Raw genomic sequence first — 14,486 nt, forward strand, 5'->3', positions numbered from 1 at the left:
TTTTCAAAGTCTTTATAATAATGTGTTAATTGTATCTTTGCATTAAATTTAAAAAACCATGGAAAACGTTCGTGTGCGATTTGCACCAAGTCCAACCGGACCTCTACATATAGGTGGTGTTAGAACTGCCCTTTTTAACTATTTGTTTGCTAAAAAACATAACGGAACTTTCGTGCTTCGAATAGAAGATACCGATCAAAACCGGTATGTAGAAGGCGCCGAAAACTACATTGTAGAATCGTTAAAATGGTGTGGTATTCCCTTTGATGAAGGTCCAGGAAAAAATGAACAATTTGGTCCTTATCGCCAAAGCGAGCGAAAGCATTTGTATAAAGAATATGCCGATAAACTCGTTGCCGAAGGAAAAGCCTATTATGCGTTTGATACTGCTGAAGAACTTGACGCACATAGAAAAGATCATGAAGCCAAGGGGAAAACCTTTATTTACAACTGGCACAACAGATTAAAACTACAAAACTCCTTAGCCTTATCAGCTGAAGACGTTCAAGCTAAATTAGATGCTGGCGAAGACTATGTGATTCGTTTTAAAAGTCCGCAAGACGAAACGCTTCATTTAAAAGATATTATTCGTGGCGATATTAAAATAGATACCAATACGCTTGATGATAAAGTATTATTTAAGGCCGATGGTATGCCAACCTATCATTTAGCAAATATTGTTGATGATCATTTAATGAAAATTACACATGTTATTCGTGGCGAAGAATGGCTACCGTCTTTAGCTTTACATTACCAATTATACGAAGCTTTTGGCTGGGAAGCACCACAATTTGCGCATTTACCACTAATTTTAAAACCTACTGGTAAAGGAAAATTAAGCAAACGCGATGGCGATAAATTAGGTTTTCCTGTATTTCCATTAGCATGGAAAGATGAAAAGACAGGCGACATTTCTAGAGGATATCGTGAAGATGGTTATTTTCCAGAAGCTGTGGTAAACTTTTTAGCCTTTTTAGGTTGGAACCCAGGAACAGAACAAGAAATTTTCTCTTTAAAAGAGTTAATAGAGGCTTTCGACTTGTCTAAAGTCAATAAAGCTGGTGCACGATTCGATCCAGATAAAACAAAATGGTTTAACCACCATTACATGCAAGAGCAATCTAACACCGTTTTAGCACAACAATTTAAAATTGCCTATAACGATAAACTAAAAGATATTGATGAGGCCTACATAGAGCTTGTTATTAGTTTAATTAAAGAACGTGCTACTTTTGTTTACGACTTTTGGAATTTAGGACACTTTTTCTTTGAAACACCAACCGAATTAGATGAAAAAGCGGTTAAAAAAGCATGGAAAGAAGGTACGCCAGAACTTATAAAAGATCTTATTCTTGTTGTTGAATCGATTGATGATTTTACGGTTGAAAATATGCAAACTGTTATTAAAGGCTGGATAACTAATAACAACATTGGTTTTGGTAAAGTTATGATGCCTCTACGATTAGCGCTAGTTGGTGCTTTACAAGGACCAGATGTTTTCGAGATTATGTTTTTAATTGGTAAAAACGAAACCGTTAACCGATTAGAAAATATTATTAATACTTTATAAAAAATAAAAAAGCGCGTTTTTCAACGCGCTTTTTTTATGCTTAATAATAGCTTTAAAAGGTTATCATAGCTGTAAAAGCAAATATAGATTGGTTGCCTTTAATCTTTTTATCATTTCCTGTTAGATCTAAATTATCATCTTTATCTAACTTTCCTAACATATTGGTAAAGCCATAAATATACTGTGCCTTTACTCTAAAATGACTAAATCCTGCAGATACTCCAACAGTTCCATCAATATTAAATTTATTCACATCCGAAATATCTTTAGCTAATAAATTATCATAATTAGCAACAATAAAATTCTCGTATTGATCGTCTTGCAATTTTAATTCACCATTGTATTGTAGCATTGGGCCAATATCAATGGTTAAAAAACTTTTAATAAGTTTTACATGCATTAATAAAGCTATTTGGGCTGTAAATATTTTATAATCTAAAAACTGAGATTGGCTAGGTAACGCAACTGGTCGTGTGGCAATACCTACTTCATTTTCGGCTAATTGTATAGTATAACTTATGTTGTACCATTTATGTGGAAGATCGACAGTAGCCGATGCACCAACCATCCAACCATTTCCAGGTTTGGTTTCAAAATTATCGGTTAAAATATCGTATTGTGTTATTCCGCCGTAAATTCCAAAGCCATTTTTAATGGCATATCGCCTATGTTGTGCATGTAATATTGTAACAAATCCTATGCAAAAGGCTACTAATAAAATAAAATGCTTGTTTTGTTTCATTGTATATGTGATTGAAACAAATATAGCTTAAATTAGTAAACATTAGTTAAAACCTTAAAACCATCACTTATGGGCCAATTTATTTTTATTCCTATTATTTTCTTCGGATTACTTATTTTAATCTCTTCCTTTTTTATTGTTAAACAACAGTCTGCAGCCATTATAGAACGTTTTGGGCGTTTTCAAAGTATTCGCCATTCTGGTCTTCAAATGAAAATTCCATTAATTGATCGTGTTGCAGGACGATTAAGTTTAAAAATCCAGCAGTTGGACGTTATTATTGAAACAAAAACACTAGATGATGTATTTGTACGCTTAAAAGTTTCTGTACAGTATCGTGTTCTCACCGAAAAAGTGTATGATGCCTTTTATAAGTTAGATTATCCTCATGACCAAATTACCAGTTATGTCTTTGATGTGGTTCGTGCCGAGGTTCCAAAAATGAAATTAGACGATGTATTTGTTAAAAAAGATGATATTGCCTTAGCTGTAAAAGCCGAGCTTAATGATGCCATGTTGGATTATGGTTTTGACATCATAAAAACCCTTGTTACCGATATCGATCCAGATGCTCAAGTAAAAGCTGCCATGAACCGTATTAATGCCTCTGAACGTGAAAAAATAGCCGCACAGTTTGAAGGAGATGCACAACGTATTTTAATTGTTGAAAAAGCTAAAGCCGAAGCCGAAAGCAAACGTTTACAAGGACAAGGTATTGCCGATCAACGTCGTGAAATTGCACGTGGTTTAGAAGAATCGGTTGAAGTATTAAATCGTGTTGGTATCAACTCGCAAGAAGCTTCTGCTTTAATTGTGGTTACGCAACATTACGATACGCTGCAATCTATTGGTGAAGAAACTAACAGTAACCTAATTTTATTACCTAATTCGCCACAAGCTGGTAGTGATATGCTTAACAATATGGTGGCGAGTTTTACAGCTAGTAACCAAATTGGCGAAGCAATGAAAGAAGCTAGAAACAAAAAGAGCGATGAGGAATAACATATGACCTTTCCTTTCAAAAAAAGTAAAAAACGCTTCTACTTTAATCTATCACTTGGTATTCTTTGGATTATTGTTGGGTCGATAGGCGTTTTTATGGACGATACTAGATGGACCGATTATATTTTTTTAATCATAGGGTTGTTCTATCTAGTATCCTCTTTTTTGGATACACAAACACATCATTTAATTATTACAAAAGATGTGATAAAAGAAGATTTTCTCTTCGGAAAGTCAATTAACATTAAAAACATCAATAATATTTCTGAATTTGCTGGCGATATTATTTTAAAAACAGCTTCAAAAGAACTTACCATACACAAACAATCTTTTGAAAGTGATGTTTTTAGTAATATAAAACGTGAAATAGAAAATTTAAAGATTGAATTGTTGCTAAACTAATGTTCTTCTTTATACTTTTTAACTAATGCCTTTAAACTACTTAAATAATCTTCTAACGCTTTATTATCAATATTAGGATGTTCCATATTAGGAATAGTAATAGGGTTTTCATCTAAATATTTATACAATTCTGGATAATTAGTTTCAATATCCCTTGTTAAGGTTGAAATATCCTGTAATAAATCTTGTGTGGTTTTCATAAATATAGCCTTTAACATAAAATACAAAAAACACCAGAGTATTTAAATTATTAAAGCTTAAAAGGCTGTTAAACTTTTATTTAGAAAACGGATGACGTTCCTCCCAATCCTTTTTAGGGTTCATTAATTTAAAAATTTGTTTGAACAAGGCATTTATAATACCATTGGTATGTTTCATATACATCGTCATAGGATAATCTTTTGCTCCTACCGAACTTTTTATTGCCATTGCTGTTCTAGCATATACAATGGTTTTAAAACCGTTATTTACTCCAAAAGCAATCATATCGTACAACATGTTTAAATACAGTTGCATGTTGTATTGGTAGCGTTCATCATAACCTAAAAAATAGGTTTCTAAATCGTTATTATTATTCAAAATAAGCGTATAAAACCCAACTAACTCCTCATTTAAATAGTAGCCAAAAACCTTAAAGTTATTGTGAAGTTCTTGTTTATATATAAAAAAATGGTTTTCTGGTAAGACAAAGGTGTTGAATTTGGCATTATCCGATACCGTTTTATAAAGCTGATAAAGTCTTTTAGAATCCTTTTTTATGGTTTGTAAATCCAATTCTTTACAAACAATGCCATTGTACTTTTTTCTGGCACGTTTATAACGACGACGGTATTTTTTGTTTAACGCTTTTAAATAATCATCAAAGCTACGCCAAGATTCTGGAACTTGAAACAACATATTGGGTTGTACTTTTACGTTATAAAAGCCTTTTTTAGAGAAGTTATCCCGTTCTTGATGAAGAACATCGGTATTAAAGAAATCTTTTAGTAGAAATAATCTTATACGTTTTTTATCGTGTGTTTTAATATGTTGCTTAAGATCATCGAACACTTTAAAAAGTGTTTCTGAAAACGCAGAAATAGAAATGGCATTAGATATAAAATAACCATGTTGTCCAGTATGTGTTAAATTACCTAAAACAAGAATATTTCCTTTTAAAATAAGTGATACCAAGCTTTTAAAACGTTCTCTAAAACAAGAGTCGTTATTGTTTCTAAACATATCTTTTACATACAACTGCACGCGTTGTAAAACGGCAACCGCCACCAAACCATCATCTTTAAAAATCCCTACATAATACATTGAAATATTACTAGGTGAAACACTTTCAATAGCTTTTAAATATTGGGAATGCAAAAAGATATCGTGCGACACCAAAGTATCCCACGAATTTGGTAATTGTTGATATGTTGTGTAAATCTTATAGTGTATCAAATCACAAAAAAAGACTGATTAAGTTTAATCAGTCTTTTATTTTAGTTATTCATTACAAAATTATTGCCATCCACAAACAATGCCACCCATAATAGCTAAGGTTACAATCCAATATCCAGCATTTATTAAAATGTATTTAGCGCCTTTTCTTTCAAATAAGGCATTAGTTCCTAAAATTGGTAACGCAATAAAAATACCAGCTATTGTACCGTGTAAAGCACCGTGTTTAAAGGTTCTAAAAGCATTTCCATAATCGTCCATAAAGGCTTGAAAAGAGGGTTCTGCCATACTAGGATCGCCACCAACCATACCCAAAGCTCCTGTTTGATGAATGGTTATAAATTGTAAAGCAAAAGCCAACAAAAAAGCAAAAATAAATGCTAGGATAAAAATCTTAGCCATATTGCCTCCTTTCATTTTGTCCTCGGTCATTTCTGCTGCTCGAGCCCAAGCGTTGCCAAAAACTTTTGGGTTGTACCAAATGGCCCCAACAATAAGTGCCGAAGCCGCTGCTGCTAAAAGTGCTAAAAAGTTAATTTCCATAATATGATATAATTAGTTAGTAAACTAAATATAATGATTATTGGAATACAAAAGCTTTTTAAAGTAAATGAAATAAAAAATCCCAAGCATAAAACTTGGGATTTATATCTTTTAAAATATGCTTTTACAAATTAGAAACCTCGTCAACTAACTTTTGGTTTTTATCGGCTTTGGCTTTTGTAATAAATTCTATAATCTCCTCATTTTTTTCCAAGCCTTTTTCTAATAAAATACCTAATGCAATAGCAGTTGCAATACGTGTTCCAGCCTTTTTTACCGATGTGTTAAACAAGGGTTGTAAATCGTTGTAAGACACCTTATTTGCTAATTGTTTAATGTTTTCTTTGGCTGCAGCAAATTTATCGTCTGGTAAACGGTCTAGCTTCTTCCCTATTTTCTTGATATCTTCAATAGCAGGACGTTGCTGTTGTGGTTTAGATTGATTTTGTTGTTTAGATTGTGGTTTTTGTTTTGCCCAAGTATCACGTAAACCAACTGTTTTATTAAATACTAATTTTTCTGAAGTAGAATCATTATCAACATTAAAATACCCTAAACGCTGAAATTGAAATCGTTCTCCTATTTTAGCCTCTTGTAAACTTGGTTCAACAAAAGCTTCAACAATATTTAAAGAATTTGGGTTTAAAAAATCCATAAAGTCCTTGTCTTGATGACTGTCTGGAGCTTCATCCATAAACAACCTATCGTATTCTCTAACTTCGGCTTTTACCGCATGTTTTATAGACACCCAATGCAATGTTCCTTTTACTTTTTTAGAGGTATCTTCAGAATACGTACAATGAATTTCTTTTATCTCGCCTGTATCATTTTTTACAACACTTTCTGCCTTAATTATATATGCATTTTTAAGGCGTACTTCTCCACCAAGTTTTAATCTGAAAAACTTATTACTCGCTTCTTCTTTAAAATCGGCTTTTTCAATATAAATTTCTCTGGAAAATGGTACTTCTCTAGAACCAGCACTAGCATCTTCTGGATTGTTTTCTGCTTCCAACCATTCTTCTTTGTCTTCTGGATAATTGGTAATAACCACCTTAATTGGATCTAAAACTGCCATCACACGAGGTGCTGTTTTATTAAGGTGATCACGAACACAAAATTCCAACAATGACACATCAATCACATTTTCACGTTTGGCAACGCCTACTTTGTCAATAAATGTTCTTATAGATTCTGGTGTGTAACCACGACGTCTCAATCCTGAAATAGTAGGCATTCTAGGATCGTCCCAACCATTTACAATACCATCTTCTACTAATTTAAGTAGTTTACGCTTACTCATAATGGTATAACTAAGATTCAAACGTGCAAACTCACGCTGTTTAGGTAGCATAGGATACGTGTTTTTAGAATAATCGTATACTTGCTCCTTAAACCAGTTATAAAGTTCTCTATGCGGCTTAAATTCCAAAGAGCATAAGGAATGTGAAATTTGCTCGATATAATCGCTTTCACCATGTGTCCAATCGTACATAGGATAAATACACCAATCGTTTCCGGTTCTATGATGTGCTTTTTTAAGAATACGATACATAATAGGATCGCGCATCAACATATTGGTATGCTTCATGTCTATTTTAGCTCGTAAAACGTGTTCGCCTTCCTCAAACTCTCCGTTTTTCATTCTGTTGAATAAATCCAAATTTTCTTCAACTGAACGATTTCTGTAAGGACCATCAATACCTGGTTGCGTTGGTGTGCCTTTTTGTTCGGCCATGGCTTCGCTAGATTGCGAATCGACATAAGCTTTATCTTCTTTTATTAATAACACTGCCCAATCGTATAATTGCTGAAAATAATCGGACGAATACAATTCATCTGCCCATGTATAACCTAACCATGCTATATCGCGCTTAATAGCATCGACATATTCTTGTTCTTCTTTTGCAGGGTTTGTATCATCGAACCTTAAATTAACAGGCGCGTTATATTTTAATCCTAGTCCAAAACTAATTCCTATAGCTTTAGTATGCCCAATATGAAGATAACCGTTAGGTTCTGGCGGAAAACGAAAACGGAGTTTATCTTTTTCTAAGCCATTGGCTAAATCCTCTTCAATAATATGTTCTATAAAATTTAGTGACTTTTCACTCATAATTCTTATCTAAAAAATAGGCTACAAATTTAAAGGAAATAACTCTAAAATAAGTGAATAATATATCTTTGTAAAAAAATAGTATTTTGGGAATTATAAAAGTTGAAAATATTAGGGTTTTTGCCCATCATGGTTGTCTTAAAGAAGAAACTAAAATAGGAAGTGATTACCGTGTAGATTTAAAAATTAAAGCCGATTTACAAAAATCGGCTAAAACAGATCTTTTACATGATACGGTAGATTATGTATTTTTAAATCGTATTGTACGTGAAGAAATGCAACAACCATCGCATTTATTAGAAACGGTTGCTAAACGTATTATTACTAGAATTTTAAAAGAAGATAAAAAGATAAAAAAAGTAAGTATTGCTGTTAGTAAATTAAACCCTCCTATTGGTGGTGATGTTGAAATGGTCACTATAAAAATGACAAAAAAGCGAAAAAACTAAGACTTGGTGGTATAACAAGGGATTTTTTGTTACATTTGCGGTCTAATAATGGCGTCGTGGCCGAGTGGCTAGGCAGAGGTCTGCAAAACCTTGTACAGCGGTTCGAATCCGCTCGACGCCTCAACAAAAGCTTCTGGTTTATTCTGGAAGCTTTTCTTTTATAGGATTTATTTGTTCTATTTTTTCTTTTAGTAGCTTTTTTTCGTTTGGAAAAAATCCTTGAACTAGAAGTAATACGCCAAATCCTAAAATAACTAAAGCTATAATTTTCTTGGTTTTAAAAATGCGTCGCGGTGTTAATTTTCGCCTAATACGTTTTGCTACTGCTATTTTAAATAAATCTACTAAAAGGTAGGTTACTAGCATGGTAACTATAAAAACTTCAACACCATTTTTACTTGTTGTTATAGAATTAGCAATAACTATAAACCCAAGCCATCCTGCTAAAACACCAATGTTTATAAAGTTTAAAAGAAAACCTTTTACAAACAACATACCGTAGTTTTTCTTGATTTGAACACGGTGATATTCTTTTACAATAGAACGAAAAGATTTTGATGTTTTGGTAAAAGAAATAATGCCATAGGCTACAAGTAACACCCCACCAAATATGAGAAAATTAGGATCGTCTTTTATTTTTTGAAGTAAACTGTTAGCACTGTAAAAAGCGACTAAAATGAATAAAATATCGGCAAAAATAACACCTAAATCGAAAATTAAAGCACTTTTAAATCCTTTGGTTGCACTAGTTTCTAGAAGTACAAAAAATACAGGTCCTATGGTAAAAGCTAATATAATACCAAATGGAATGGCCGCTAAAATATCATTTATCATAAAACCTTAGTAATTGTCTTACAAAGGTAGAAAAAATAGTGGGTTTAATTTCGGTATTCTATACTTCCACCTAAAGCTTTGCTTTCATTTACATTTTTTGGCTTTCCGTAAACAATAACTTCGCCACCAGCTCGTATTTTAATATCGAGGTTTTCTTGAGCTTTAACCCTAGCTTCACCTCCAGCTTTTATGGTTACTTCGGTATCTTGAGACTCTAATTCTTTTCCATTATAAATACCACCTGTACTTAAGTCTATAAGTTGTTTTTTAGCTGTACCAAAAGTTTTTATTTCGCCACCAGTAATGGCTTTAATATCTAAAATGGTAACGTTTGTTTGTAATTTAATTTGTGCACCTTCTTGAGTTTTTAGTGTAAGGTCTATTTGTTTAAACACATCTTCTGAACTTATAAAAGCACCTTCGTTAGCATCGATAATTTCTAAATTGGTAAAATACACTTTTACATAAGTATTATGCCCATTAAAGGTTTCGCTTAAATCCATACGGATTTTTAAAACATCATTTTTATTAATAATAGTAACATCTTCTTTATTTTTACCAGAGATTTCAACTTTATTTACATCGCTTTTAATAAGTTCTACATCTATTAAATCGAAAGCTTTTAGCTTAGTAAATTCGCCTACTGATTTGGTTATGGTATTTTGAGAATTTGCAACTAACGATACGGTTACAGCTAAAATAAATAGTAATTTTTTCATTGTTTTTCTTTTCCTTCTTTCTTAACAAAAACTATTCCTTATGCTTTCCTAAAAGATAAAAATCTAAATGTTTTTTAACCAAATCGGTATCTTTTACCTTTACAACAACCTCATCTCCTAATTGATACATATGTTTTGTTTCGCGACCAATGATAGCAAATTGTGACTCGTCGAACTCGTAATAATCATCTTTTATGTCACGTATTCGTACCATACCTTCACATTTATTATCGATAATTTCTACGTAAATCCCCCAATCGGTTACACCAGAAATTACGCCTACAAATTCTTCATTTTCATGATCTTGCATAAACCTAATTTGCATGTACTTAATGGAATCTCTCTCGGCTTTTGTAGCTAAATATTCCATATTACTAGAATGTTGACATTTTTCTTCGTAAATGGCTTCGTTGGCAGATTTTCCACCATCTAAGTAATGTTGTAATAAGCGATGTGCCATAACGTCTGGATAACGACGGATAGGCGATGTAAAATGACTATAATAACCAAATGCTAAACCGTAATGACCAATATTATGTGTAGTGTATTCGGCTTTACTCATACTACGTATAGTTAGCGTATCGACAAGGTTTTGCTCCTTTTTTCCCACGACATCTTTTAATAAATTGTTTAACGATGAGGTGACACTTTTTCTATCTTTAAAATTAAGTTTATACCCAAAACGACCAACCACATTTTGTAAGGCGGCTAATTTACTGTCGTCTGGTTCGTCATGAACGCGATATATAAAGGTTTTTTCAGGTTTTTGTTTCCCAACAAATTCGGCTACTTTTTTATTAGCCAAAAGCATAAATTCTTCAATTAATTTATTGGCATCTTTACTTGTTTTAAAGAATACACCTATTGGATTGTTGTCTTCATCTAAATTGAATTTTACTTCAACTTTATCAAAAGAAATAGCGCCAGATCGCATGCGTTTACTACGCATTTTTTTTGCTAATTCGTCTAGTTTTAAAATAGCATCGGCTATATCTTGTTTGGTTTGATAAGTGTCTCCTGTTAAAGACACTTCTTTTGGAATGGTATTGGTTTTAGACTCGATAACTGCTTGAGCTTCTTCGTAAGCAAATCTGGCATCGCTATAGGTTACCGTTCTACCAAACCATTGGTCTTTTACTTCGGCTTTATCATTGATTTTAAAAACAGCTGAAAACGTATATTTTTCTTCGTTTGGACGTAATGAACAGGCTTTGTTTGATAAAATTTCTGGTAACATAGGTACCACACGATCTACAAGATAAACAGACGTGGCGCGTTCGTAAGCTTCGTCATCTAAAATGGTATTTGGTTGTACATAATGTGATACATCAGCAATATGAATACCTACTTCGTACAATCCATTTTCTAAGACTGTAAATGATAAAGCATCGTCAAAATCCTTGGCATCTTTTGGATCGATGGTAAAGGTTAAATCTTGACGCATATCACGACGTTTCGCAATTTCATCTTTAGTAATAGACGTGTCTATTTTATTAGCATAAGCTTCTACTTCATGAGGAAAATCGTGAGGTAAACCGTATTCGGCTAAAATAGAATGAATTTCGGTACTGTGTTCTCCTGGTTTTCCTAAAACTTCGCGTATTTTTCCGTAAGGTGAATCGGCTTTTTCTGGCCAATCTTCTAACGATACTAAAACTTTATCGCCATCTTCTGCATTGTTTGTTTTGTTAATAGGTACAAAAATATCTTTATACATTTTTGGGCTATCTGGAATAACAAAAGCATAATTACTATGTAATTGTACAACGCCAACATAATCGGTTTTAGCGCGTTTTAGTACTTGTGTAATTTCCCCTTCTAATTTACCACGTTTTCTACGTTTAAAGAGGTAAAATTCAACTTCGTCGCCATCTAAAGCGCGATTAATATTATTTGAGGCTATAAATACATCATCTTCAAAATCTTCAGAGATAATATAACCAGATCCTTTTGAAGTGGCATCTAAAACACCTTTGTGATATTGCGTTGTTACAACGGCTTTAAATTTACCACGTTCTACTTCTTCTATTTCTTTTTTAGCTTTAAGCTGTTGAAGTTTTTTTATAATTTGGTTTCTGCTACTAGCATCGTTTACACCAAGTTTTGCAGCTATTTGCTTGTAATTAAAGCTTTTATTTCTATCCTTTTTTAAAATACTAAGAATAGTATTTGTAAGGTTTGAAATTTTATTGTTTGATCGTCTTCTTCGTTTCTTTCTTCCCATCTACTTATTTCTAATTATAACAAATCTAAGCTTTAATATAGTAAGAACATTAGCTTGATAAAAAGTTTATTCACATTTAATACTATATTAATTATTCTTCTTTTAAAATTTTAAAAAAATATTAATGATTATTATGGGGTGTTAATAGCTAGTATAACTTTTTTAAGTTTTATTTTGAAAATACATAGTTTACGTTCTGTTAATATTTAATTAACATAGGTTTTAATTTTAACTGTTTCATTTTTAAGGGAATTTAAAATGTTATTAACAGTTGTTTACAATGTGATTTCACAATTATTTTTTGACATGTTTTTTAAAAACTGGTGTTAGTAATCCACAATTTTGATGCTGAAAAGTCGTCTAAAAAAACTAGAGTTATAATTTGCTTTATTCATTCCTATTCTGCTTTGTAATTTTTTATGACTTTTAAAAATTTTTCTATTAGAAAGAAATAAACAGTTATTAACAACTTATAAAAAACAGTTGTTAAAGTAATTAACATTGTAAAAAAGTATACTAAATTAATCTTAGGTAATGTACTTGGTTTTGTACCTTTACACCACAAAACAACACATACTAAAAACATGACTATTTCAATTGGAAACGACCACGCAGGAACCGACTACAAATTTGCTGTAGTAGAACATTTAAAAAACAAAGGATTTACCGTAAATAATTATGGTACAGACACTAATGATAGTGTAGATTATCCAGACTTTGTACATCCTGTTGCTAGAGATGTAGAAAACAAAGTTGTTGATTTTGGTATTATTATTTGCGGAAGCGGTAATGGCGCTAATATGACAGCTAATAAACATCAAGGTGTACGATCTGCTCTTTGTTGGAACAAGGAAATTGTAGCCTTAGCAAGACAGCACAATAATGCTAATATTTTAAGTATTCCAGCCAGATTTACTGCTTTACCCCAAGTTTTAGATATGGTTGATACATTTTTAGAAACTGCTTTTGAAGGCGGCCGACATGAAAATCGTGTAAACAAAATTCCAGTATCGTGCTAAATGGCGCATTCTCATTCACATAACCATTCACAACATCATCACGATATGAAAGGTAGAAATTTAATGATTTCTATCTTATTAAATATTGTTATCACAGCAGCTCAAGTAGTTGGTGGATTGGTTTCTGGTAGTTTATCGTTATTAAGTGATGCCTTGCATAATTTTAGCGATGTTCTATCTTTAATAGTAAGTTATATAGCTTCTAAACTATCAAAGCAAAAAGCCTCTTTAAACCGTACCTTTGGGTATAAACGTGCTGAAATTTTAGCCGCATTTGTTAATGCTTCTACCTTAATAATAGTTGCTATAATTCTTATAAAAGAAGCTTATGAGCGTTTTCAAGAACCACAAGAAATTGAATCTAATTTAGTAATATGGTTATCGCTTATTGCTATTATAGGTAATGGATTTAGTGTTTTATTACTTAAAAAAAGTTCTGAAAATAACATAAATATTAAGTCGGCGTATTTACATATGTTAACCGATATGTTAGCAAGTGTTGCCGTATTGGTTGGTGGATTGTTAATGAAGTATTATCAGCTATATTGGGTAGATAGTTTATTAACCTTTCTTATAGCTTTATACTTAATTTATGTAGGGTACGATTTATTAAAAACATCTACTAAAATGTTGATGTTGTTTACACCAGATCATATCGATTTAAAAGCGGTTGTTAGAACTGTTAATAAACTTGAAAAAGTAAAAAAACTCCATCATGTTCATATTTGGAATTTAAGTGATGATGAATTGCATTTAGAAGCTCATTTAGATTTACAAGAAGACATTTCTACTTCAGAATTTAATACCTTGTTAATAACTATTGAAGCCTTGCTTCATGATAAATTTAATATCAATCACATTACTATTCAACCAGAATATAAAAAGGACGATTCTAAAGATGTTATTGTTCAAGATTAACTCGATAATCGATATTTAAAATGCTATTAAGTGCCTTATACGTATTTAAAATACTATGCTTAAAATAACTATAAAAAATTACGACGAATTATCTAAAACCGAATTGTACGACATTTTACAATTACGTAGCGAAGTATTTGTTGTTGAGCAAGATTGTGTATACCAAGATATAGACGGAAAAGACCAAAAAGCGTTACATGTTTTAGGGTATAAAAACAATGTTTTGGTAGCTTATACACGCTTATTTAAACCTGGCGATTATTTTAAAGAAGCTAGTATTGGTCGTGTAGTAGTTAAGCAATCTGAAAGGGCTCATAAATATGGTTATAAAATTATGGAAGCCTCTATTAATGCCATAAAAACGTTTTATAATGAAACCAATATAAAAATTTCTGCACAATGCTATTTAAAACGCTTTTATAACAATCTAGGATTTAAAGAAATAGGTGAGGAATATTTAGAAGATGGCATTCCGCATATTGCTATGTTGTACATAAATAAAAATTAAGATTTA

The 14,486-nt window shown here is 31.9% G+C and carries 15 protein-coding genes and 1 tRNA gene; 8 read left to right on the forward strand and 8 right to left on the reverse strand.

The window, feature by feature from the left end:
- Positions 1-58: 58 nt before the first annotated feature.
- Complete coding sequence (gltX, locus tag EJA19_RS01310) at positions 59-1,570, forward strand: glutamate--tRNA ligase (protein ID WP_125466537.1); 1,512 nt, start codon at positions 59-61, stop codon at positions 1,568-1,570.
- Positions 1,571-1,622: 52 nt separating this feature from the next.
- On the opposite strand, the gene EJA19_RS01315 is transcribed toward gltX, so the two are convergent.
- Positions 1,623-2,312: an outer membrane beta-barrel protein gene (locus EJA19_RS01315; RefSeq protein ID WP_125466538.1), complete on the reverse strand. Its 690-nt coding sequence runs from the start codon at positions 2,310-2,312 to the stop codon at positions 1,623-1,625.
- Positions 2,313-2,381: 69 nt separating this feature from the next.
- Between EJA19_RS01315 and EJA19_RS01320 the strand changes: the two genes are divergently transcribed.
- Positions 2,382-3,314: an SPFH domain-containing protein gene (locus EJA19_RS01320; protein ID WP_125466539.1), complete on the forward strand. Its 933-nt coding sequence runs from the start codon at positions 2,382-2,384 to the stop codon at positions 3,312-3,314.
- Positions 3,315-3,317: 3 nt separating this feature from the next.
- Positions 3,318-3,716 carry a hypothetical protein gene (locus EJA19_RS01325; RefSeq protein ID WP_125466540.1) on the forward strand — a complete coding sequence of 133 codons (399 nt, stop codon included), beginning with the start codon at positions 3,318-3,320 and terminating at the stop codon, positions 3,714-3,716.
- On the opposite strand, the gene EJA19_RS01330 is transcribed toward EJA19_RS01325, so the two are convergent.
- The 4 genes from EJA19_RS01330 to EJA19_RS01345 all read right to left on the reverse strand — a co-directional run bounded on the left by EJA19_RS01330 (position 3,713) and on the right by EJA19_RS01345 (position 7,809).
- Positions 3,713-3,916 carry a hypothetical protein gene (locus tag EJA19_RS01330; RefSeq protein WP_125466541.1) on the reverse strand — a complete coding sequence of 68 codons (204 nt, stop codon included), beginning with the start codon at positions 3,914-3,916 and terminating at the stop codon, positions 3,713-3,715. The genes EJA19_RS01325 and EJA19_RS01330 overlap by 4 nt on opposite strands.
- 76 nt (positions 3,917-3,992) lie before the next feature.
- A complete protein-coding gene (locus EJA19_RS01335) occupies positions 3,993-5,150 on the reverse strand; it encodes a GNAT family N-acetyltransferase (protein ID WP_125466542.1) in 1,158 nt (385 codons plus the stop codon).
- A gap of 60 nt (positions 5,151-5,210) precedes the next feature.
- Positions 5,211-5,693, reverse strand: coding sequence for a DUF1761 domain-containing protein (locus EJA19_RS01340; RefSeq protein ID WP_125466543.1), 483 nt, complete (start codon positions 5,691-5,693; stop codon positions 5,211-5,213).
- 124 nt (positions 5,694-5,817) lie between these two features.
- Positions 5,818-7,809, reverse strand: a complete 1,992-nt coding sequence (locus tag EJA19_RS01345; protein WP_125466544.1) for a glutamine--tRNA ligase/YqeY domain fusion protein — start codon at positions 7,807-7,809, stop codon at positions 5,818-5,820.
- A gap of 86 nt (positions 7,810-7,895) precedes the next feature.
- Between EJA19_RS01345 and folB the strand changes: the two genes are divergently transcribed.
- Positions 7,896-8,258 (forward strand): dihydroneopterin aldolase, encoded by a 363-nt coding sequence (gene folB / locus EJA19_RS01350; RefSeq protein WP_125466545.1) that lies wholly within the window; start codon positions 7,896-7,898, stop codon positions 8,256-8,258.
- A gap of 50 nt (positions 8,259-8,308) precedes the next feature.
- Positions 8,309-8,379, forward strand: a tRNA-Cys gene (locus EJA19_RS01355).
- Between the two features lie 17 nt (positions 8,380-8,396).
- Here the strand turns inward: EJA19_RS01355 and EJA19_RS01360 are convergent.
- Genes EJA19_RS01360 through rnr form a run of 3 tightly spaced genes read right to left on the reverse strand, consistent with a single transcriptional unit; the run spans position 8,397 to position 12,035 of the window.
- A complete protein-coding gene (locus tag EJA19_RS01360; protein ID WP_125466546.1) occupies positions 8,397-9,092 on the reverse strand; it encodes a LysE family translocator in 696 nt (231 codons plus the stop codon).
- A 44-nt stretch (positions 9,093-9,136) separates the two neighbouring features.
- Positions 9,137-9,811, reverse strand: coding sequence for a head GIN domain-containing protein (locus EJA19_RS01365; protein ID WP_125466547.1), 675 nt, complete (start codon positions 9,809-9,811; stop codon positions 9,137-9,139).
- Positions 9,812-9,842: 31 nt separating this feature from the next.
- A complete protein-coding gene (gene rnr / locus EJA19_RS01370) occupies positions 9,843-12,035 on the reverse strand; it encodes a ribonuclease R (protein WP_125466548.1) in 2,193 nt (730 codons plus the stop codon).
- A gap of 584 nt (positions 12,036-12,619) precedes the next feature.
- Here rnr and rpiB point away from each other — a divergent pair.
- The 3 genes from rpiB to EJA19_RS01385 are packed head-to-tail and all read left to right on the forward strand — an operon-like array spanning position 12,620 to position 14,480.
- Positions 12,620-13,054 carry a ribose 5-phosphate isomerase B gene (rpiB, locus tag EJA19_RS01375; protein WP_125466549.1) on the forward strand — a complete coding sequence of 145 codons (435 nt, stop codon included), beginning with the start codon at positions 12,620-12,622 and terminating at the stop codon, positions 13,052-13,054.
- Positions 13,055-13,972, forward strand: a complete 918-nt coding sequence (locus tag EJA19_RS01380; protein ID WP_125466550.1) for a cation diffusion facilitator family transporter — start codon at positions 13,055-13,057, stop codon at positions 13,970-13,972.
- Positions 13,973-14,027: 55 nt separating this feature from the next.
- Positions 14,028-14,480: a GNAT family N-acetyltransferase gene (locus tag EJA19_RS01385; RefSeq protein WP_125466551.1), complete on the forward strand. Its 453-nt coding sequence runs from the start codon at positions 14,028-14,030 to the stop codon at positions 14,478-14,480.
- Positions 14,481-14,486 lie beyond the last annotated feature (6 nt).

This window comes from Mangrovimonas spongiae, from assembly GCF_003944795.1.
Classification (GTDB): domain Bacteria; phylum Bacteroidota; class Bacteroidia; order Flavobacteriales; family Flavobacteriaceae; genus Mangrovimonas; species Mangrovimonas spongiae.